The sequence below is a fragment of the Kribbella sp. NPDC020701 genome, assembly GCF_055562215.1.
In genome coordinates, this window is the sequence record NZ_JBVHFT010000011.1 from 1 (window position 1) to 19,142 (window position 19,142).

The window sequence follows — 19,142 nt, forward strand, 5'->3', positions numbered from 1 at the left end:
GAGCGACCAACTCAGACCGTCACCCCGGCTGCCGCCGAGTCCCAACAGCAGGCACCGTATCGGTGCCCACAGCAAGGATGGTGCCCTAGTGACCAACACTCAGACCGGGCAGTCCGTTGAGCTCGTCATCGGGGGGATGACGTGCGCCTCGTGCGCGGCTCGGGTGGAGAAGAAGCTGAACCGGATGGACGGCGTCACGGCGACCGTCAACTACGCCACCGAGAAGGCGAAGGTGACGTACGCGGACGGGATCAGCACCGACGACCTGGTCGCCACCGTCGAGAAGACCGGCTACACGGCGACCCTGCCGGCGCCCGCCGTCGAGCGTTCGGATGACGAGCCTGACGAGCTGAAGCCGCTGCGGGACCGCCTCATCGCGAGCATCGTGCTGACCGTGCCGGTGGTCGCGTTCGGGATGATCCCGGCACTGCAGTTCGACTTCTGGCAGTGGGCGTCGCTGACGCTCGCCTTCCCGGTGGTGACGTGGGCGGCCTGGCCGTTCCACAAGGCCGCCTGGACGAACCTGCGGCACGCCGCCACGACGATGGACACCCTGATCTCGCTGGGCGTGGTGAGCTCGTTCCTGTGGTCGCTGTACGCGTTGTTCCTCGGCGGCGCGGGTGAGCCCGGCATGAAGATGCCGTTCACCCTCATTCCATCCCGCGGCACCGGCGCGGAGGAGATCTACCTCGAGGTCGCGACCGCCGTGACCACGTTCATCCTGGCCGGGCGCTACTTCGAAGCCCGCGCCAAGCGCCGGTCAGGGGCCGCGTTGCGCGCCCTGCTGGAGCTGGGCGCGAAGGATGTCGCCGTACTGCGGAATGGGTCGGAGACCCGGATCCCGGCGGACCAACTGGTCGTGGGTGACGAGTTCGTGGTCCGCCCGGGCGAGAAGATCGCGACCGACGGGGTGATCGTGACGGGCAGCAGCGCGGTCGACGCCTCGATGCTGACCGGCGAGTCCGTACCGGTCGAGGTCGGACCAGGCGACGCGGTCGTCGGCGCGACCGTCAACGCCGGCGGGCGCCTCGTCGTTCGCGCAACCCGGGTCGGCGCCGACACCCAGTTGGCGCAGATGGCCCGGCTGGTCGAGGACGCGCAGAACGGCAAGGCCGAGGTGCAGCGGCTGGCAGACAAGGTGTCCGGGTTCTTCGTGCCGATCGTGATCGGCCTGGGGCTGGCCACGCTGGGCTTCTGGCTCGGCAACGGTTCACCGGTCGAGGTGGCGTTCACCGCGGCGGTCGCCGTACTGATCATCGCCTGCCCGTGTGCGCTCGGGCTGGCCACGCCGACCGCGCTGATGGTCGGCACCGGGCGGGGTGCGCAGCTGGGCATCCTGATCAAGGGGCCGGAGGTGCTCGAGTCCACGCGCCGGGTCGACACCGTCGTACTGGACAAGACGGGCACCGTGACCACGGGCCGGATGGAGCTGGTCGACGTACTGCTGGCTCCCGGGCAGGAGCGGGCCGACGTGCTGCGGTTGGCCGGGGCGCTGGAGCACTCCAGTGAGCACCCGATCGCGCAGGCGATCGCTCGCGGCGCCACGGCCGAGGTCGGCAAGCTGCCCGAGGTCGAAGACTTCGGGAACGTCGAAGGCCTCGGTGTGCAGGGCATCGTCGACGGGCACGCCGTACTGGTCGGCCGCACGCGGCTGCTGGAGGAGTGGAGCCAGTACCTGCCGGAGGACCTCGCGCACGCCAAGGAGCACGCGGAAGCCGAGGGCAGTACGGCGGTCGCCGTCGGCTGGGACGGGATGGCGCGGGCCGTGCTGGTCGTCGCGGACACCGTCAAGCCGACGTCGTCGCAGGCGATCGCTCAGTTGAAGTCGCTGGGTCTGCGACCGGTCCTGCTGACGGGTGACAACGAGGCGGTGGCGTTGAAGGTGGCCGGCGAGGTGGGCATCGACGAGGTGATCGCCGAGGTCCTGCCGGCCGGCAAGGTCGACGCGGTGAAGAAGCTGCAGGACGAGGGTCGCGTGGTCGCCATGGTCGGCGACGGCGTCAACGACGCGGCTGCCCTGGCCCAGGCCGACCTCGGCCTGAGCATGGGCACCGGCACCGACGTGGCGATCGAGGCCAGCGACCTCACCCTGGTTCGCGGCGACCTCCGGGTCACGGCCGACGCCATTCGCCTGTCCCGCCGGACACTGCGGACCATCAAGGGCAACCTGTTCTGGGCCTTCGCCTACAACGTGGCCGCCCTACCGCTGGCCGCGGCCGGGCTCCTCAACCCGATGCTCGCCGGCGCAGCGATGGCCTTCAGCTCCGTTTTCGTAGTGTCCAACAGCCTCCGCCTACGCCGCTTCCGGCCACTTACCTGATCCACGCCGTACTGTCGCCGGCCAGCCTCCCGTCCTCCAACGGGACGCTGGCCAGCAGCAGTTCCTGATGCGGTGGGAGATCGATCGGCTCGGAGGTCAGGTTCGTCACCGAGATCAGGCTCTCGCGGCTGAACGCGAGTACTCCGGGCTGTGTGTCGAGCCAGGTGAGCATTCCGTCACCAAGGTAGCTGCGGCGCAGGTGGAGTCCGGTGCGGTAGAGCGTGAGCATCGAGTTCTGGTCGTGCTGCTGGGACTCGACGGTCAGGTTCTTCCAGTCGGCGGGTTGCGGGAGCCACGGCGTACCCGTGCCTGTGTTGAAGCCGAAAGGTGGCTCCTTGCCGGACCACGGTAGGGGGACTCGGCAACCATCACGTCCGCGGTCGGTGCCGCCGGACCGCGTGAAGATCGGGTCCTGCAGCAGCTCGTCGGGGAGATCTTCGACTTCCGGCAGCCCGAGCTCCTCGCCCTGGTACACGTACAGGCCGCCGGGTAGCGCCATCGCGAGCAGCGCAGCCGCGCGCGCACGCCGTTCGCCGAGGACGAGGTCGGTACGCATCCCATGCTTCCGGTCTTGATGCGAGAACGACGTGTCCGCCCGGCCGTACTTCGTCACCGGGCGGGTGACGTCGTGGTTCGACAGCACCCAGGTCGCCGGCGCACCGATCGGGACGTGGGTCGACAGCGTCAGGTCGATGGAGGCCTTCAGCTCGTCGGCCTCCCACGGGCGGGACAGGAAGTCGAAGTTGAATGCGGTCTGCATCTCGTCCGGCCGCAAGTACAGGGCGAACCGTTCCTGGTCCGGCATCCACATCTCGCCGACCAGGAACCGGTCGGCGTACTCGCCGGTGATCCGCCGCCAGCCGCGGTACACCTCGTGCACCTCGTCGTGGTCGGTGTACGACTCCTCGACGCTGTCCAGGTCCTTGAACAGTACGGCGGCACTGTCGATCCGGATCCCGTCGACGCCACGGTCCAGCCAGAACCGCAGGATCGCGTGGAACTCCTCGACCACCTCGGGGTTGCGCCAGTTGAAGTCCGGCTGCTCGGGTGCGAACAGGTGCAGGTACCACTCACCGTCCGCGACCTGTGTCCAGGCGGGACCGTTGAAGATCGACTGCCAGTCGTTCGGCGGCCGGTCACCACGGCCTGGCCGGAACAGGAACCGCTCGCGTTCGGGTGAGCCCGGGCCGGCCCGCAACGCCTGGACGAACCAGTCCTGCTGGTCGGACCCGTGGTTCGGGACGATGTCGATGATCGTGCGGATGTTCAGCGCGTGCGCCTCCGCGATGTACGCCTCGGCCTCGGCCAGGGTGCCGAACGCCGGGTCGATCGCGCGGTAGTCGGCGACGTCGTACCCGCCGTCGGCCATCGGGGACGGGTACCACGGGTTCAGCCAGATCGCGTCCACGCCGAGCTCGGCCAGGTACGGCAGCTTCTGGCGGAGACCGGCCAGGTCGCCGATCCCGTCGCCGTCGCCGTCGGCGAAGCTCCGCAGGTACACCTGGTAGATCGCGGCTCCACGCCACCATTCGTCGGCCATCAAATCTCCTTAACCTTTCAGGCTTCCAGCGGTGAGCCCGGCCATGATGCTCCGCTGGAACACGAAGAACACGAGGATGGTGGGCAGGCTGGCGATCACCAGCGATGCGATCAGCACGTTCTGCGGCATCTGCGCGGACAGCGAGGCGATGCCGACACTGATCGACATCTTGTCCGTCTCCGGCAGCACCAGCAGCGGCCAGACGAAGTCCTTCCACACCGTCACCACGGACAGGATCGACACCACGCCGAGGATCGGCCGCGACACCGGCAGCACTATCGACCAGAGGATCCTGCCGGGCGAGGCCCCGTCGATCTCCGCGGCCTCCAGCAGTTCCCGCGGGATCGAGTCGAAGAACCTCTTGAGCAGGAAGACGAAGAACCCGTTCGCTGCCGCCGGCAACCAGATCGCCCACGGGGTGTTCAGCAGGTCGAAGTGAAAGATCGGCAGATCCTTCGCGACCAGGTACGTCGGCAGCAGCAGAACCATCGGCGGAATCATCAGAGTCGCCAGCATCGCGCCGAGGATCAGCTTGCCGAAGAACGGCCGGAGCTTGGACAACGCGTACGCCGCGGTGACGTCGACGGCGAGGGTGAACAGCCACGCGCCACCGGCGTACAGGGCCGTGTTCTTCAGGAAGATACCGAGTTGTAGTTGGTCCCAGGCTTCCTTGTAGACACCGAAGTCGTAGTCCTTCGGGAAGAAGCTGGGCGGGATCTGCGCCAGCTCGTCGGGTGACTTCAGCGCGCCGGTCACCATCCAGTACAGCGGGAACACGAAGGCTCCGGTGAATCCGATGACCACGACGGCCAGGACCGCCCAATAGATGACCCGGCCGTGCGGTGTCCGGAGCGCGAGGGGTGAGACCAGGGTCCTCATCGGGCGTCCTCCTCACGCGACACGCGCAGGTAGATCGTGGAGAACACCAGCAGCACGATCATCAGCATCAGGCCCAGCGCGCTGCCGCCGCCGAAGTCGCCGAAGTTGAAGGCGTACTGGTACATCAGGTAGGCGACCGTGACGGTCGCGTTCTCCGGGCCGCCGCCGGTCAGCAGGTACGGCTCGATGAACACCTGCATGGTCGCGACGACCTGCAGGAGGAGCATCACCAGCAGGATCAGCTTGGTCTGTGGGACCGTCACGTGCCAGACGCGACGGAACAGGCCGGCACCGTCGAGCTCGGCCGACTCGTAAAGATCACCGGGGATGCTCTGCAGCGCGGCGAGGTAGATCAGCGTGCCGGTGCCGAGGTTCATCCAGGTGGACACGAGTACGAGACTGACGAGCGCCGTACTCGTGGAGTCCAGCCAGCTCAGCGGCGGAAGGTGGAAGACGTCGAGCACCTGGTTGAACAGGCCCGCGCCGGGGTCGTAGAACCACTTGAACAGCAGCACGGCGACCGCGGGCGGCAGCATCACCGGCAGATAGACGACGAACCGCAGGTACGCCTTCGCGTGCCTGAGCTCGTTGAGTACGACGGCCAGCACGAACGGGACCGCATACCCGATCACCAGCGCGAGCCCACTGAACACCGCGGTGTTCAACCACGCCGACCGGAACGCCGGATCCTCGATCACCGTCCGGAAGTTGTCGAACCCGACCCACTTCCCCGGATCCACGAAGTTGTTCTGCTGAAAACTCAGCACCACCTCACGAACCATCGGATACCAGGAAAACAAAGCAAAACAAATCAGCGCCCCACACAAAAACCCGTACGCCGTGAGGTTCCGCCCCACCGCCCGCCGCACAGCGCCGGCGTGATCGGGGGTGAGAGACGGGTCGGCGGCCGAGCCGCGCCGGTCCGCCGCGGGGCGGCGGTTCCCGGGCCGGAGCCGGGAGCCGGACCGGCGACCGGTCGGCCGGAGCCGGGTGTCACCCGCCGCTCCCCCACCACCCGCCGTCCCCGCGGAGCGGGGACGGCGGGTGTGCATCCTGGTGTCGTCAGCCATCACGTGTTCTTTGCGAGGATCTTGTTCGCCTTGCTTTCCGCGTCAGAGAGCAGCTTGTTGATGTCGGCGTCCTTGCGGGTGAGGACTGCGGACATCGCCACGTCGAGGACGGCGTACAGTTCCTGCGCCTTCGGTGGTTCGAGCTTGTTGGTGATGCTCGACTGCGCCTCGACGTACGGCGTGAAGTGGTCGACCGGGACCGTCGCATACTGCTTGCGCAGGGCAACGATCTCCTTGCCCGGCGCGGAGTCGCCGTACAGGTCCGGGATCGGCAGCCCGACCGGCCGGCCCTGCTCCTTGGACCGTTCGTAGTTGAACTGCCCCTGGCCCGGCGTCAGCTCATGGAACTCCAGCCACAACAGACCGGCCTTGATCTTCTCCGGCGTCGCCTTCGGGTTGACCATGTAGCCGTCGCCACCACTCAGCGACGCCTTCCCGTCGGACTCCGGTACGGCGGTGACGCCGTAGTCCTCGAACTTGCCCTGGAAGTCGTTGTTCACCGACTGCACGACATCCGGCGCACCGATCATCATGCCGAGCTTGCCGGAACCCATCATCCGCATCAGGTCCTCCCACTGGAGGAGCTGCTTGGTGCCCATCGAGTTGTCGTCCCAGCGCATCTTCTTCAGGTTCTCCAGGACTGCCTTGCCCTCGTCGCTGTTGAACGCGGCGGTCTTGCCGTCATCGCTGACCATCGAGCCGCCACGGGCATACAGCGACGCGGCGAAGTGCCAGCCGCCGGTGTTCCCGGCCGAGTACTCGCCGTAGCCGACGTACCCCGCACCGAGTCCGGCGATCTTCTTCGCCGCCTCCTGCACCTCGGACCAGGTCTTCGGCGGGCTGTCCGGGTTCAGGCCGGCCTGCGTGAACAGCTTGCGGTTGTAGACCAGGCCCATGTTGTAGTTGTTCCGCGGCAGGCCGTAGCTCTTGTCGCCGTCCTTGAACACGCCCATCACGTCCGGGCGCAGGTCCTTGACCGCCTTCACACTGCCGACGTACTGGCTGATGTCCGCGGCCTGCTTGGCTTTGATGATCTTCTGGACGTCGGTGTAGTAGACGTAGAAGACGTCCTCCTGGGTCCCGCCGGCCAGCTTCGCCTGGAAGGTGTCCGGGTTGATGCAGGGGAACGCGTCCTTGCTCTGGATGGTGATGTTCGGGTGCAGCTTCTGGAAAGCCGCCACATCCGCGTCCCAGGCCGTGCGTTCCTTCGGGTTGCTCTTCGGCGGCTGGCAGCCGACCGTGATCGTCACCGGCCCGTCCGCTGAGCCCTCGGCGGCCGGTTTCTTCTCCTCCCCCGATCCGCAGGACGCGGCCACCAGCCCGAGTCCTACCGCCAAAACCAGGCTGAGCCCGCGGCGCGTTGTCCTCATCGATCCACCCTCTCCCTCGATCTTGCGCACACCGTAGGCAACTCGACAGTCCAACGCAATAGTTGGATTTGAGATTGCAAAATCGTGACTTCACCTGGGAAGGTTGCCCGTACGCACGGCAGACGACAGCAGCCGCCGACCGACGAGCGGTCAGCGGCTGCGGGTGGAGTGGATCAGATGCGGGCGCGCGCGGTGGAGGCCCGGACCACCAGTTCGGGTTCGAAGAGGAGTTCGTCGGCGGGGACGGCGGCGCGCTCGATGAGGGCGACCAGCATGTCCACGGCGGCCCGGCCCATGGCATCGATGGGCTGGCGGACGGTCGTGAGGGGCGGGTCGGTGCAGTTCATCATCGCGGAGTCGTCGTACCCGATCACCGAGACCTCGTCGGGGACGGTCAGGCCGGCCCGGCGGACCGCGCGGATGGCGCCGAGGGCGAGGATGTCGCTGGCGCAGACGATGCCGGTGACGCCGTTGTTGACCAGCCGGGTCGCGGCCGCGTGCCCGCCCTCGAGCGAGAACATCGTGTGCTCGACCAGCTCCGGATCCGCCTCCTCCGAGGCGAGGAACGCGTCCAGCTTCCGCCGCGACGGGATGTGGTCGCGCGGCCCGAGCACCATCCCGATCCGGCGGTGACCGAGCGCGCGCAGGTGCCCGATCGCCATCTCGGCGGCGACGACATCGTCCGACGACACCTGTGGGAAGCCGAGGTGGTCGACGGCCGCGTTGACCAGCACGGTCGGCAGCTTCCGCTCCTTGATCAGCTCGTAGTGCTGGTGTGGCGCATCGGCCTGCGCGTAGAACCCGCCGGCGAACACCACCCCGGAGACCTGCTGCTGCAGGAGCAGGTCGACGTAGTCGGCCTCGGACACCCCGCCGACCGTCCGGGTGCAGAGCAAGGACGTGAAACCTTGCTGCGCCAGCGCGCCGCCGACGACCTCGGCGAACGCGGGGAAGATCGGGTTCTGCAACTCCGGCAGCACCAGCCCGACGAGCCTGGCACGATCACCGCGCAGCTGCGTGGGACGCTCGTACCCGAGAACGTCGAGCGCGGTGAGCACCGCCTCGCGGGTCGCTTCGGACACCCCGGGCTTGCCGTTCAGCACCCGGCTGACCGTGGCCTCACTGACCCCGACCTTCTTGGCCACCTCAGCAAGTCGTCGCGTCATGACGCAAACTCTACGCCTGTTCACGCAAGAATTTGCAAGCATTTGCGTCCGACGTTTCGCGGACCGGATCCACTGCCTGCGAGGTCAGCTTGCTGACAGACTGGGGCTCGTGCCCCGATTCGTCGCCACCCGCCCGGACACCGGTCTGCTGTCGCTTCCGTGGGATGTGCCGCTGGAGGACTGGCCCGAGGACCAGCTGGTCGCGCTGCCGCGCGGTATCTCGCGGCACGTGGTCCGGTTCGTCCGGGTCAACGGCACCGTGTACGCGATCAAGGAGGTGCTCGAGCATCTCGCCATGCACGAGTACCGGCTACTGCGCGACCTCGAGCGGCTGGAGTCGCCCTCGGTCGAGCCGGTCGGCGTGATCACCGACCGGCTGGATCGCAACGGCGAGCCGATCGACTCGATCCTGATCACCCGGCACCTGCAGTTCTCGCTGCCGTACCGCGCACTGTTCTCCAGCACGCTCCGGCCGGACACGGTCAACCGGCTGATCGACGCCCTGGTCGCCCTGATCGTGCGACTGCATCTGCTCGGGTTCTTCTGGGGCGACTGCTCGCTGTCGAACACCTTGTTCCGCCGGGACGCCGGCGCGTTCGCGGCGTACCTGGTGGATGCCGAGACCGGCGAGCTGCACCAGGACATCTCCGACGGGCAGCGCGCGCACGACCTCTACACCGCCGAGATCAACCTGTTCGGGGAACTGTCCGACCTGCAGGAAGGTGGTCTCCTCGACGCCGACATCGATCCACTGGAGACCGTCGAGTCGATCACCGCGCGGTACGAGGCGCTCTGGAAGGAGCTGACCGCGCCGGAGGAGTTCGCCACCGACGAGATGCACCGGCTGGACTCGCGGATCCGGCGGCTGAACGAGCTCGGCTTCGACGTCGCCGAGATCGACATCATCACCGACTGGGACGGCAGCCAGGTCCGGATCCAGCCGAAGGTCGTGGATGCCGGTCACCACTCCCGCCGGCTGCTCCGGCTCACCGGTCTCGACGTCGAGGAGAACCAGGCCCGCCGGCTGCTGAACGACCTGGACTCGTTCGCCGCCGCCACCGACCAGCAGAACGAGGACGAGGAGATCGTCGCCCACCAGTGGCTGACCGAGGTCTTCGAACCCGTCGTCCGCACGGTCCCGCGTGACCTGAAGCGCAAGCTCGAGCCGGCCGAGGTGTTCCACGAGGTGCTGGAGCACCGCTGGTTCCTCTCCGAACAAGCCGGCCACGAGATCGACACCATGGAGGCCGCGCGCTCCTACGTCGAGGACGTCCTGAGAGCCAAGCCCGACGAGAAGCTCGCCCTCCCGACCCCCGCCATCCCCGAGGCCGACTGACGTCTGCAACGTCCGGCGGCCCACCAGCGTGGATAAGGGTGGGAGGTGCCGGATGGAGACGCCCGACTTCGACGACTGGGTCGCGCAACGGGGTGCCGCGTTGTTGCGGTTCGCCTATCTGCTCACGCGTGACCACTACGAGGACCTGCCCGACGCCGAGATCGCCGAGATCCTCGACTGCTCGCCCGCCACCGTCCGCTCGCAGATCCACCGGGCGCTGGCCACCCTGCGCACCACGCTGACCACGGCCGAGGAGGCCACCTGACATGGACACCACCGAGGACCTGATCGCGGCGAGCCTGGTGAAGCACGCGGCAGACGCACCATCGGACGAACACCTGCTGTCCACCCTCCACCACCGCCTCCGCCGGCGCCGTACCGGCCGCGCGATCGGAGCCGTCGTCCTCGCCTGCGCCGCGGTCGCGACCGCGATCACCGCGACCCACTCGCTCACCACCGACCTCCGGACCGACCCGCAGGTCGCCCGCCCCGGCACACCCGATCCCGGCTGGCGCTGGGAGTCGTACAAGACCGCGCAAGTGCAGGTCCCCTCGTCCTGGACGCAGTACATCTCCGGCGCGGCTCCTTGTACGACGTTCTCCACGTCGAGCCCGCCGGTGATCGGACGGTTCAACGAATGGCTCGGAAAGTACGGCCACACGTGTGAGGACGCCGTACTCCCGCTGGATCGCCGGCTGCCGTACCTGTGGTTCAACGACGTTCAGGCACCCGGGATCAAGCTGTACGACGCGGGCTGGACCGAGGAGACGCGCCTCGTCGCCGGCACGAAGATCAGTGCGCTGACCAAGGACGACGCACTCCGCCGCCGCATCCTCGATTCGGCGCGCCCGATCACCGGCACCGACTACTACGGCTGCGCGCCGACGGACCTCGGACCGCACGGCACGGGTCTGAATGCGAAGGATCCGATCACCTCGGCCAACATCTGTGAGTACTGGCATGGCTCGCTGATCTCTGGATCGCAGCTCGCCGCCGGACCTGCAACCGCGTTCGCGCAGCGAGTCAACAGCTCGCCGGACGGCCCACAATCAGCCCGCGCCGAGGGGTGCGGCGACACCGACCAGCGCACGTTCGTCGTCACCCTGCACGGCCGCGGCAAGTCCTACCGGGTCTGGCTCATCGCCGACGACTGCGTCGAAGACCACACCTTCTCCACCGACGACGGCACCACCCAGCGCCGCGCCGACGCCACCACCCTCGGCCTGCTCCAGCAAGGCGTCCACAAACCCAGCCAACCCAGCGACCTCTTCGACCCAGCCCGCCCCCTCACCCCCTCTCCGCGCTGACCATCAGGCCATCCCAGGACTCGCAACAGGCAAGCCGATCGCGGCGGCCGCGACAAGCAGACGCCGGTCGTAGGTTACGAAGGCGCTCAAGTCATTGCCGATGACCACGTCCGCCGTAGCAAGGTGAATCGCGTCGAGCGCGCGGATCGATGGATCCTGGTACCCCGCTGCGGTGGTGCGAACCGCCACGTCGACGTCGCAGACGCCGATCCGTGACAAGACGACTGGAGCACTGGTGAGCAGCGCCGGCTCGCTCCGCCGAAGCGCGCGAGGCAGCTCGACCTCTGCCAACGCCGATGAGACGAGCAGGCGATCCTCCTGCTCGGCGAGCCAATCCGCGAGCTCGTCCGACGCCACCTCGCGCCGGACGAGCTTCACCAGAGCCGCTGTATCCAGGTAGATCATCAGTACCGCTCCTCGTCCCGCATCTGCTCGAGCAGCTCACCGGCCTCGTTGTCGGTGCGCAGCTCGCCCTTCGGACGCGGTATGGGGTTCGTGTACAGCGGCGGCCGGAAGCTGCCGCTGGCGAGTAGCCGCGCCACCGGCGACGGCTCTGCCGGGATCAGCCGCGCGACGACAATGCCGCGCTCGGTGATCTCGATCTCCTCGCCCTGCTTGACCCGGGCCAGCACCCGGGCCGTCTCCTGGTTCAGCATCCGGATCGGAACTTCAGCCATAGCCTCAGCATAGTACATTTTTGTCTGACACCGCCTTCCTCGGTCTGTCGCCAGGGAAGATACGGGTGTTCCGAGCCGGCAATGCCTTTGTCCACAGGCCTATTTCGGCCGGTAGACGCGGAGGTAGTCGATGTCGAAGGTGTTGGGGAACTTGGTGGTGGCGTCGGGTGGGCCGCCGCGGTCGGGGTTGGCCCAGGTGCCGCTGTTGAGGACGACGTACATGGGTTTGTCGGGGACTTGGGAGCCGGTGATGGTGGAGGTTGGTTTGCCGTCGACGGTGAACGTGATGCGGCCGGGTGACCACAGCACGCCGTACGTGTGCCAGCCGGTCGTAGGCGTGAGGCCGTAGGACCAGTGGCTGTCCCAGCGGACGTCGGGCCAGGTGCCGGACGCGAGGCCGCTGTGCATGCCTTCGATGCTGCCGAACCACTCGGCGACGTCGATCTCCGGCGGCCAGCTGCGGTCCTGGGGAATGAGCCAGAAGGCGGGCCACAAACCTTTACCTGCAGGGAAGCGAGCGCAGATCTCCCAGTAGCCGTAGGTCTGAAAGAACTTGTCGTGCGAGGAGATGAACCCCTCGGTGTACTGGTACGTCCCGGCCGGATCCGTGCCGGCAACAGGCTTGTTGTCGGCCACGAGGTGCAGCCGTCCACGCGACAGGACGACGTTCTCGTCGACGGCGTAACTCCCGTACGACGTGTTGTGGTAGTGCCCGCCGGCCCGCCCAGGGAAGTCCATCACCGTGCTCCACCGACGCCGGTCCAGCGTCGTACCGCCGAACTCGTCGTGCCAGGTGAGCCGCAGCCCGCGAGGAGTACTGGGCTGTTTGCAGGTGGCGCCAACAGCCTGCGCAGCCGGAGTTGTGCTCTGTTCTGCTTGCGCCGTAACTGTGCTCGTGAGGCACGCGGCCGCGAGCATCAGTCCGGCGATGCCCACTGCCACGGCGCGAGATCGTGCGGTCATATCAACCCTCCATCACTTGATTCCGGATGTGGAGAAGCCGCTGACGAAACGGCGTTGCATGAACATGAAGAGGACCAGGACCGGGAGGACGTACATGACGGCTCCGGCGGCGACCAGGTTGTTCATCGGGAGGCCCTTGTCGTTGACGTAGCCGGTGGCCATCGCGACGGCCAGGGTGGTGCTGTCCTGGCTGAGGAACATGGCCGGGCCGACGAAATCGCCCCAGGCACCGGTGAAGGACAAGATCACGCTGGCCGCGATCACCGGCCAGGACTGCGGCAGGAAGATCCGCCAGAAGATCCCGACGTACCCGCACCCGTCGATGATCGCCGCCTCCTCCATCTCCCGCGGGATGCCGGCGAAGAACTGCCGGAACAGGAAGATCAGGAACGCACTGCCGCCGAGCCCCCAAGCCACCCACGGCCAGTAGGTGTTGACCATGTGCAGCTTCGCGAAGATCAGGTACGTCGGAACGAGCGTGACGATCCCCGGCAGCATCATCGTGGCCAGCAGAACGACGAACAACTGCTTCTTCCCGGGCGCGGTCAGCCGGGCGAACCCGAACCCGACCCAGGCCGAGCTCAGCGTCGTCAGCGTGGTGGTGATGAACGCGATCGTGAGCGAGTTCTGGGTCGCGCCGAGGAAGTTCACCTGGCTGATCGCGTCGGTGAAGTTCGCGAACCGCGGCGTGGACGGCCACCAGGTAGGTGGGAACGACGCCATCTCAGCCGGCGACTTCAGCGAAGTCGACACCAGCCACAGGATCGGGCTCAGCATCACCAGGACGACGGCGAGCAGCACGATGTACAGCGCCCAGCGGTTCGTCCTGGTCATCGCTTGCCCTCCGGCTCGACGGTGTAGAAGACGGTCCGGGCGCTGACCTTGATGATCACCAGCGTGACGAGCAGGATCACCGCGAACAGCAGCCATAGCATCGCCGAGGCGTACCCGAAGCGAGAGGCACTGAAGTACTGCGCGAAGACGTGGATCATGTAGAGATAGTTGCCCTGTGGAACCGTGCCGGCCCCGCTCAGCGACCCGGACGACAGCAGCAACGGCGCGAACGACTGCAGCGACCCGATCACCCCGGTGATCACCTGGAACAGGATCACCGGCGACAGCAACGGCACGGTGATCCGGGTGAAGGACTGCCAGTACGACGCCCCGTCCACCTGGGCCGCCTCGAGCAGCTCACGCGGAATGTCCTGCAGCCCGGCCAGCGAGATGATCATCGACCCGCCACAACCCCACAACACCAGCGCGTACAGCACATAGCGCACGTTCGGATCCACCAGCCAGGTGATCGGATTCGCCCCGAGCCCACTCAGTACGCCGTTCGCCGCGCCGGCGTCCCGGTCGAAGATCAGCCGGAAGGTCAACGCCGCCCCGACAGGCGGGACCACGGCCGGCAGGTAGATCAGTGCCCGGAACAGCCCGCGACCCTTGAGTGGCTGGTTCAGAATCACTGCGAGCAAGAGCCCGGCGAAGATGGACAGCGGCACCGTGACCAGTGCGAACAGTCCGGTCTTGCCGAGTGAGCTCAGCGTCAGCGGGTCGTGGAAGATGTCCACGTAGTTCTGGAAGCCGACGAAGTGGGTCCTCGGCGACAGCCCGTCGGAGTCGGTCAGGCTGAGCCAGAACGCATACCCCAGCGGGAACACGGTCAGCGCGACGAACCCGATGATCCACGGCGCGACGAACAGGTAGAACGTCCGTGCCTTCCGCAGACTCGGCGGCTTCTTCCGGCGGTCCGCGCGGCGTTCAACCGGGGGCTCCGGGACGGGCCGACGTACCTCGGTCAGTGCCGAGCTCACCGCAACCGCTTCTTTCCATCGGCGAGCTGCGCGTTGATCTGGGTGTTCAGGCTGTCGGCGAACTGGGCCGGCGACAGGGTTCCCTTGATTGCCTTGGGCAACTCCCGGCCGATCACGCCGTCGATCGCGTCCAGTCGCACGTACGGCGTGAAGGTCATGACCGAGAAGTACTTCTGCTCGGCCATCTGGACCTGGTACGCCTCCTTCTGGAAGGGCTGGGTCTGCGGCATCAGCTTCTGCAGCGACTTCAACGGCGGGATGCCCCAGCCGCCCGTCGCTCGCGCCTTGGCGGGGTCGCCGGCCAGGAACCACTCCATCACCGCCCAGGCGGCGTCCTTGTTCTTGCCGGCCTTCGGCATCCACAGACCGGTGGCGCCGTAACACGGACTGATCCGCGCCCCGGTGCCGAACTGCGGCGCCGGCAGCAGGTGGGCGAGTTTGGCGTTCTTCGCATCGGTACCGAACAGGCCACCGAACCAGTAGCCGTCGGTCGCGACCGCCATCCGGCCCGCCTGGAACGTCGGGCCATCCCACCCGTTCGGGTCGGGGTTGAGCACGGTCGGGCCGATGCCGGCCTTGGCGTAGTCGAGGTACCAGGTGATCGCGCGCAGCGCTTCCGGACTGGTCAGGTCGACCGAGGCGAGGTCGTCGGCGAGCACCTTCCCACCGGCCGAAGCAGTCATCCCGCAGAGCGTGATGAACACGCTCAAGCCGTTCGCGTTCAGGCCGTACGCACTGACCTTCGCTCCTTGCCGCTTCGTCAGCCGCTTGCCGAGGTCGAGCAGTTCGTCGAACGACAACGGCTCGGCCGAGGTCGGATGCGGCACCTTCGCGGCGTCGAACAGCGCCGAGTTGTACCAGAGCATGGCGTCCTGGGAGTAGTCCTTCGCGAACCCGTACCGCGGGCCCGAGCCCTGCTTCTGGCCGTCGAACCGCCACAGGTCGTTCACCGGGTCGATGTCGTCGGCCTTGATCAGCGTGCTCTTCGCGAAGTACGGATCGAGGTCCTCGGCGACCTGCCGCGCCGCGAGGTACGCCGTGTCCGTCGCACCCATGCCGCGAACGACGTCCGGCGGGTTGCCGCTGGCCAGCATGGCGGTCAGCTTGGTCAGGTCGTACTCGACCGTCTTCACGGTGATGCCGAGCGCCTGCCCGGCCGCCTTCGCCTCCTTCGGGCCGAACTCGCCCGACTGGGACATGACGGTCACCGTCCCCTTGGCGGCCGAGCCTGAGGCGACGGCGGCCGGGGTGTTGGTGGAGGACGCCGGCGAGCAACCGACTGCGAGCGCACCGCCTGCGGCCGCGCCGCTCAGCGCCAGGAACCGGCGGCGGGAGAGCCCTGGGTTCGTAGTGGTCATGGCCAACCTCTCAATCTGAAGTTTCTGGATCGAAGAGCCGGCAGACCGGGCCGGAGGAAGGCCCGGCCCGGTCTGCCAGCGCTTCGCTGTCGTCCTCGGGGCGGTAGCGGAGCTCGTGCCGCGCCGAGGTGATGTCCCAGTGGTTTCGAGTGTTCGCGGAGACGCCGAAATGCACGCCGTACCGCTCGCCGGTCTGCAAGGCAGCGAGCACCAAGCGGCCGGCGTCGTCGTCGGACAGCCACTGCCCGAGGTAGCGCCGTTCGGTCGGCGCCCAACCGGTCAGGCCGAGCCGCAGACAGGTGACGGACGCGCCGGTGCGTTCCGCATGCGTCCGGCCGAGCGCCTCCAGCACGACCTTGCCGAGCCCGTACGGACAGCACGGGCGCGGGTCGAGCCGTGGATCGACCGGCCAGTGCGCCGGCCGGTTGTACTCCCCCAATGCGTGCAGCGAACTAGCCAGCACCAGCTTCGGTACGGCGTGGGCCGCGGCGGACTCGAGCACGGTCTGGGTCGTCCGCACGTTGGCGGCGTACACGCTGTCCCAGGTCTGCCAAGGACTGCTGTTCGCCGCCAGGTGCAGGGCCGCGTCCGCTCCCGCGAACACCCGGTACGCCGTCTCGGGATCACCGATGTCGGCTTGGACCACCTCGTCGGTCGGCGCGGTCGGCGTGGCCCGATCGACCAACCGAAGCCGGTAGTGCTTCCGCAGCCACGGCACCAGCACCGTGGCGACGCGCCCCAGCCCGCCGGTGACCACCAGCAGCGGCGCACGGTCGTTCCGCACAGCGTCCATGTCGTCATCCAGGTCGCCGGGCCCGGGACGGATGCCCGAACTGTGGCGAAATTGTTCGAGCACTTACCGGTCTGTGTCAAGAGTGTGAACACACAATGTCCGTTTTGTTGACGACGAGACGGCGCTCCATCGATACTCGTCCCGTGGCTGCGAAGGAGACCGGATCACTGCGAGCGCTGCGGCGCACCAACTCCGAACGGATGCTGTCCGCCCTGATGGAGCACGGGGCGTTGCACCGGGCCGAGCTGGCGCGCATCTGCGGCGTGTCCCGGACGACCGTGTCCACGATCGTGGCCGACCTGATCACCGGCGGCGTCGTGATCGAGGTCGTCGGCGACCAGGTGGCGCAGGCCGGCATCGACGCTTCCGAGGTCGACGGCCGGGCCCGCGGCTTCCTGCGGGCCAACCCGGCTTCCGGCACAGCCGCCGGGCTGGACTTCACCCTCGAACGGGCGTGGTGTCACCTCACCGACCTGTCCGGACGGACGCTCGCCAGCGAAGGCGCTACCGCCGCTCGCGACACCCCATGGCAGGAGCGGCTCACCGCCGGACTCACCCTGCTCGACGACTTGCTCGGCCGCGCCGGACTCGACCGGGACAGCCTGGTCGGCGTCGCCATCGGGGTCCCCGGGCCGATCGACCTGCAGACCGGCGTGGTCGGTCCGTCGTTGCCGGGCCAGGCGTGGGCCGGGGTGAATGTCGCGGCCGAGTTCCGCCGGCATCTCGCCGTACCGGTGCTGGTGGACAACAACACCCGCCTGGAGGCGGTCGCCGAGTTCACCTGGGGCGCGGGCCGGGCTGCGCGTGACGTGCTGTATCTCGGGCTGTCCACCGGCATCGGCTCCGGATTGCTTGTCGACGGCAACCTTCATCACGGGGGCGCGCGTGGTGGCGGCGGCGAGATCGGCCACCTGTCGGCGGACTCGACCGGCGCGGTCTGCCCGTGCGGGAATCGTGGCTGCCTGGTGCAGTACGCGTCGCTGCCCGCCGTACTCGCTGCTCTTGCGCCGGTGCTCGGCATGGACGCCGGCCTCGACGACCTGCTCGCAGCCGCCGCGGACGGTCAGCCGGACACCGTGCGGGTGTTGCGCGAGGCCGGGGAGCTGACCGGGCGGGTGCTGGCGAACATCTGCAACCTGCTCAACCCCGAGCGGATCATCGTCGGCGGTGAGCTCGCCCGTGCCGGCGACCTGGTGCTGGAGCCGATCCGCGCCACCCTGCGCCGGACCGCGATGGCCCTCACCCGTGACGTCGAGGTGGTCGCCGCGGAGCTCGACCTCGGCGCCCGCGCGGGCGCGTCCGGCGCCGCCGCCCTGGTACTGCGCCAAACCGACCAGCTGGTCACCTCCCTGTTGACCAGCACGGACCTCCGAGCAAACGAGGCAATGTGAAGATCGTCGGATACGAGACGTTCCTGGTGGCGCCGCGGTGGCAGTTCCTGCGGATCGATACCGACGAAGGGATCTGCGGCTGGGGTGAGCCGATCGTCGAGGGGCGGGCGGAGGCGGTCCAGGGCGCGGTCGCGGCGTTGATGGAGTACCTCGTCGGTTCTGATCCGCTCCGGATCGAGGATCACTGGCAGACCATGGCCAAGGGTGGTTTCTACCGTGGCGGTCCGGTGCTGTCGAGCGCGTTGGCCGGCATCGACCAAGCCCTGTGGGACATCAAGGGCCGCTACCACGAGACTCCCGTGCACGAGCTGCTCGGCGGTCCGGTCCGCGATCGGGTGCGCATCTACACCTGGGTCCACGGCAGCGACAACGCCCGACTCGTCGACGAGGCACAGGCCAAGGTGGCCAAGGGCTTCACGGCCGTCAAGCTCAACCTCTCCGAGGCTCTCCCGCCGATCCCGACGGCCGCTCAGCTCCGTGCCGCGGTGAGCCGGGTCGAGGCGTTGCGCGAGGCGCTCGGCGACGGTGTCGACATCGCGCTCGATTTCCACGGCCGGTTCAGTACTGCGGCCACCCGCCAGATCCTGCCGTTGCTCGAGCCGCTGCTGCCGATGTTCGTCGAGGAGCCGGTGCTGCCCGAGTTCGCCCGGGACCTGCGCCGGATCACCGAGTCGACCAGCATCCCGATCGCGACGGGTGAACGGCTCTACTCCCGCTGGGACTTCCGCGACGTGCTGACCACCGGCATCGCGGTCGCCCAACCGGACATCTCCCACGCGGGCGGCATCTCCGAGGTCCGGCGGATCGCCGCCATGGCCGAGGCGTACGACGTATCCGTCGCACCACACTGCCCGCTGGGCCCGATCACGCTGGCGGCCAGCCTGCAGATCGACCTGGCCATACCGAACTTCCTCATCCAGGAGCAGAGCCTCGGTATCGAGTACGGCGGCGGCAACGCGCTGCTCGACTACCTGGTCGACCCGCAGGTCTTCTCGTTCGTCGACGGCCACATCGAGCGACCCACCGGTCCCGGTCTGGGCATCGTGGTCAACGAGGACGTCGTACGCGCCGCTGCCGCCGAAGGTCACACCTGGCGATCACCGGTACTGCGGCACGACGACGGCTCCTTCGCCGAATGGTGACGGCGCAACTCACCCA

General features: G+C 67.9%; 18 protein-coding genes. 6 read left to right on the forward strand and 12 right to left on the reverse strand.

From position 1 onward, the window contains the following. Positions 1–136: 136 nt before the first annotated feature. A complete protein-coding gene (locus tag ACZ3HV_RS25425; RefSeq protein ID WP_465687847.1) occupies positions 137–2,320 on the forward strand; it encodes a heavy metal translocating P-type ATPase in 2,184 nt (727 codons plus the stop codon). Here ACZ3HV_RS25425 and ACZ3HV_RS25430 read toward each other — a convergent pair. The 5 genes from ACZ3HV_RS25430 to ACZ3HV_RS25450 all read right to left on the reverse strand — a co-directional run bounded on the left by ACZ3HV_RS25430 (position 2,313) and on the right by ACZ3HV_RS25450 (position 8,345). Beyond that, entirely contained in the window at positions 2,313–3,860 is a 1,548-nt protein-coding gene (locus ACZ3HV_RS25430; RefSeq protein ID WP_465687466.1) for a glycoside hydrolase family 13 protein, read from the reverse strand. The genes ACZ3HV_RS25425 and ACZ3HV_RS25430 overlap by 8 nt on opposite strands. A 9-nt stretch (positions 3,861–3,869) precedes the next feature. Further along, positions 3,870–4,739, reverse strand: coding sequence for a carbohydrate ABC transporter permease (locus tag ACZ3HV_RS25435; protein WP_465687467.1), 870 nt, complete (start codon positions 4,737–4,739; stop codon positions 3,870–3,872). Next, complete coding sequence (locus ACZ3HV_RS25440; protein ID WP_465687468.1) at positions 4,736–5,521, reverse strand: carbohydrate ABC transporter permease; 786 nt, start codon at positions 5,519–5,521, stop codon at positions 4,736–4,738. Before ACZ3HV_RS25440 ends, ACZ3HV_RS25435 begins: the two co-directional genes overlap by 4 nt. 287 nt (positions 5,522–5,808) lie before the next feature. Continuing rightward, positions 5,809–7,179 carry an ABC transporter substrate-binding protein gene (locus ACZ3HV_RS25445; protein WP_465687469.1) on the reverse strand — a complete coding sequence of 457 codons (1,371 nt, stop codon included), beginning with the start codon at positions 7,177–7,179 and terminating at the stop codon, positions 5,809–5,811. A 173-nt stretch (positions 7,180–7,352) separates the two neighbouring features. After that, a complete protein-coding gene (locus ACZ3HV_RS25450) occupies positions 7,353–8,345 on the reverse strand; it encodes a LacI family DNA-binding transcriptional regulator (RefSeq protein WP_465687470.1) in 993 nt (330 codons plus the stop codon). 109 nt (positions 8,346–8,454) lie between these two features. On the opposite strand from ACZ3HV_RS25450, the gene ACZ3HV_RS25455 reads away from it, so the two are divergent. Genes ACZ3HV_RS25455 through ACZ3HV_RS25465 form a run of 3 tightly spaced genes read left to right on the forward strand, consistent with a single transcriptional unit; the run spans position 8,455 to position 10,988 of the window. Next, a complete protein-coding gene (locus ACZ3HV_RS25455; RefSeq protein ID WP_465687471.1) occupies positions 8,455–9,681 on the forward strand; it encodes a DUF4032 domain-containing protein in 1,227 nt (408 codons plus the stop codon). Between the two features lie 52 nt (positions 9,682–9,733). Continuing rightward, positions 9,734–9,946 (forward strand): sigma factor-like helix-turn-helix DNA-binding protein, encoded by a 213-nt coding sequence (locus tag ACZ3HV_RS25460; protein WP_465687472.1) that lies wholly within the window; start codon positions 9,734–9,736, stop codon positions 9,944–9,946. Position 9,947: 1 nt separating this feature from the next. After that, positions 9,948–10,988 carry a hypothetical protein gene (locus ACZ3HV_RS25465; RefSeq protein ID WP_465687473.1) on the forward strand — a complete coding sequence of 347 codons (1,041 nt, stop codon included), beginning with the start codon at positions 9,948–9,950 and terminating at the stop codon, positions 10,986–10,988. Positions 10,989–10,991: 3 nt separating this feature from the next. Here the strand turns inward: ACZ3HV_RS25465 and ACZ3HV_RS25470 are convergent, their stop codons facing one another. The 7 genes from ACZ3HV_RS25470 to ACZ3HV_RS25500 all read right to left on the reverse strand — a co-directional run bounded on the left by ACZ3HV_RS25470 (position 10,992) and on the right by ACZ3HV_RS25500 (position 16,593). Continuing rightward, positions 10,992–11,393 carry a type II toxin-antitoxin system VapC family toxin gene (locus ACZ3HV_RS25470; RefSeq protein ID WP_465687474.1) on the reverse strand — a complete coding sequence of 134 codons (402 nt, stop codon included), beginning with the start codon at positions 11,391–11,393 and terminating at the stop codon, positions 10,992–10,994. Beyond that, complete coding sequence (locus tag ACZ3HV_RS25475; protein ID WP_465687475.1) at positions 11,393–11,665, reverse strand: type II toxin-antitoxin system Phd/YefM family antitoxin; 273 nt, start codon at positions 11,663–11,665, stop codon at positions 11,393–11,395. The genes ACZ3HV_RS25470 and ACZ3HV_RS25475 overlap by 1 nt, the downstream gene beginning before the upstream one ends. A 99-nt stretch (positions 11,666–11,764) precedes the next feature. Further along, positions 11,765–12,628 carry a glycoside hydrolase family 16 protein gene (locus tag ACZ3HV_RS25480; protein ID WP_465687476.1) on the reverse strand — a complete coding sequence of 288 codons (864 nt, stop codon included), beginning with the start codon at positions 12,626–12,628 and terminating at the stop codon, positions 11,765–11,767. A gap of 12 nt (positions 12,629–12,640) precedes the next feature. Next, positions 12,641–13,462: a carbohydrate ABC transporter permease gene (locus ACZ3HV_RS25485; RefSeq protein WP_465687477.1), complete on the reverse strand. Its 822-nt coding sequence runs from the start codon at positions 13,460–13,462 to the stop codon at positions 12,641–12,643. Then, entirely contained in the window at positions 13,459–14,442 is a 984-nt protein-coding gene (locus tag ACZ3HV_RS25490; protein WP_465687478.1) for a carbohydrate ABC transporter permease, read from the reverse strand. The genes ACZ3HV_RS25485 and ACZ3HV_RS25490 overlap by 4 nt, the downstream gene beginning before the upstream one ends. Beyond that, positions 14,439–15,800 carry an ABC transporter substrate-binding protein gene (locus tag ACZ3HV_RS25495; RefSeq protein WP_465687479.1) on the reverse strand — a complete coding sequence of 454 codons (1,362 nt, stop codon included), beginning with the start codon at positions 15,798–15,800 and terminating at the stop codon, positions 14,439–14,441. Before ACZ3HV_RS25495 ends, ACZ3HV_RS25490 begins: the two co-directional genes overlap by 4 nt. Before the next feature lie 10 nt (positions 15,801–15,810). Then, positions 15,811–16,593 carry an NAD-dependent epimerase/dehydratase family protein gene (locus ACZ3HV_RS25500; RefSeq protein WP_465687480.1) on the reverse strand — a complete coding sequence of 261 codons (783 nt, stop codon included), beginning with the start codon at positions 16,591–16,593 and terminating at the stop codon, positions 15,811–15,813. Between the two features lie 143 nt (positions 16,594–16,736). Here ACZ3HV_RS25500 and ACZ3HV_RS25505 point away from each other — a divergent pair, with 143 nt between their 5' ends. Both ACZ3HV_RS25505 and dgoD read left to right on the forward strand, forming a co-directional pair. Continuing rightward, a complete protein-coding gene (locus ACZ3HV_RS25505) occupies positions 16,737–17,984 on the forward strand; it encodes an ROK family protein (RefSeq protein WP_465687481.1) in 1,248 nt (415 codons plus the stop codon). Then, entirely contained in the window at positions 17,981–19,126 is a 1,146-nt protein-coding gene (gene dgoD, locus ACZ3HV_RS25510) for a galactonate dehydratase (RefSeq protein ID WP_465687482.1), read from the forward strand. The genes ACZ3HV_RS25505 and dgoD overlap by 4 nt, the downstream gene beginning before the upstream one ends. The last annotated feature ends 16 nt before the right edge of the window (positions 19,127–19,142 follow it).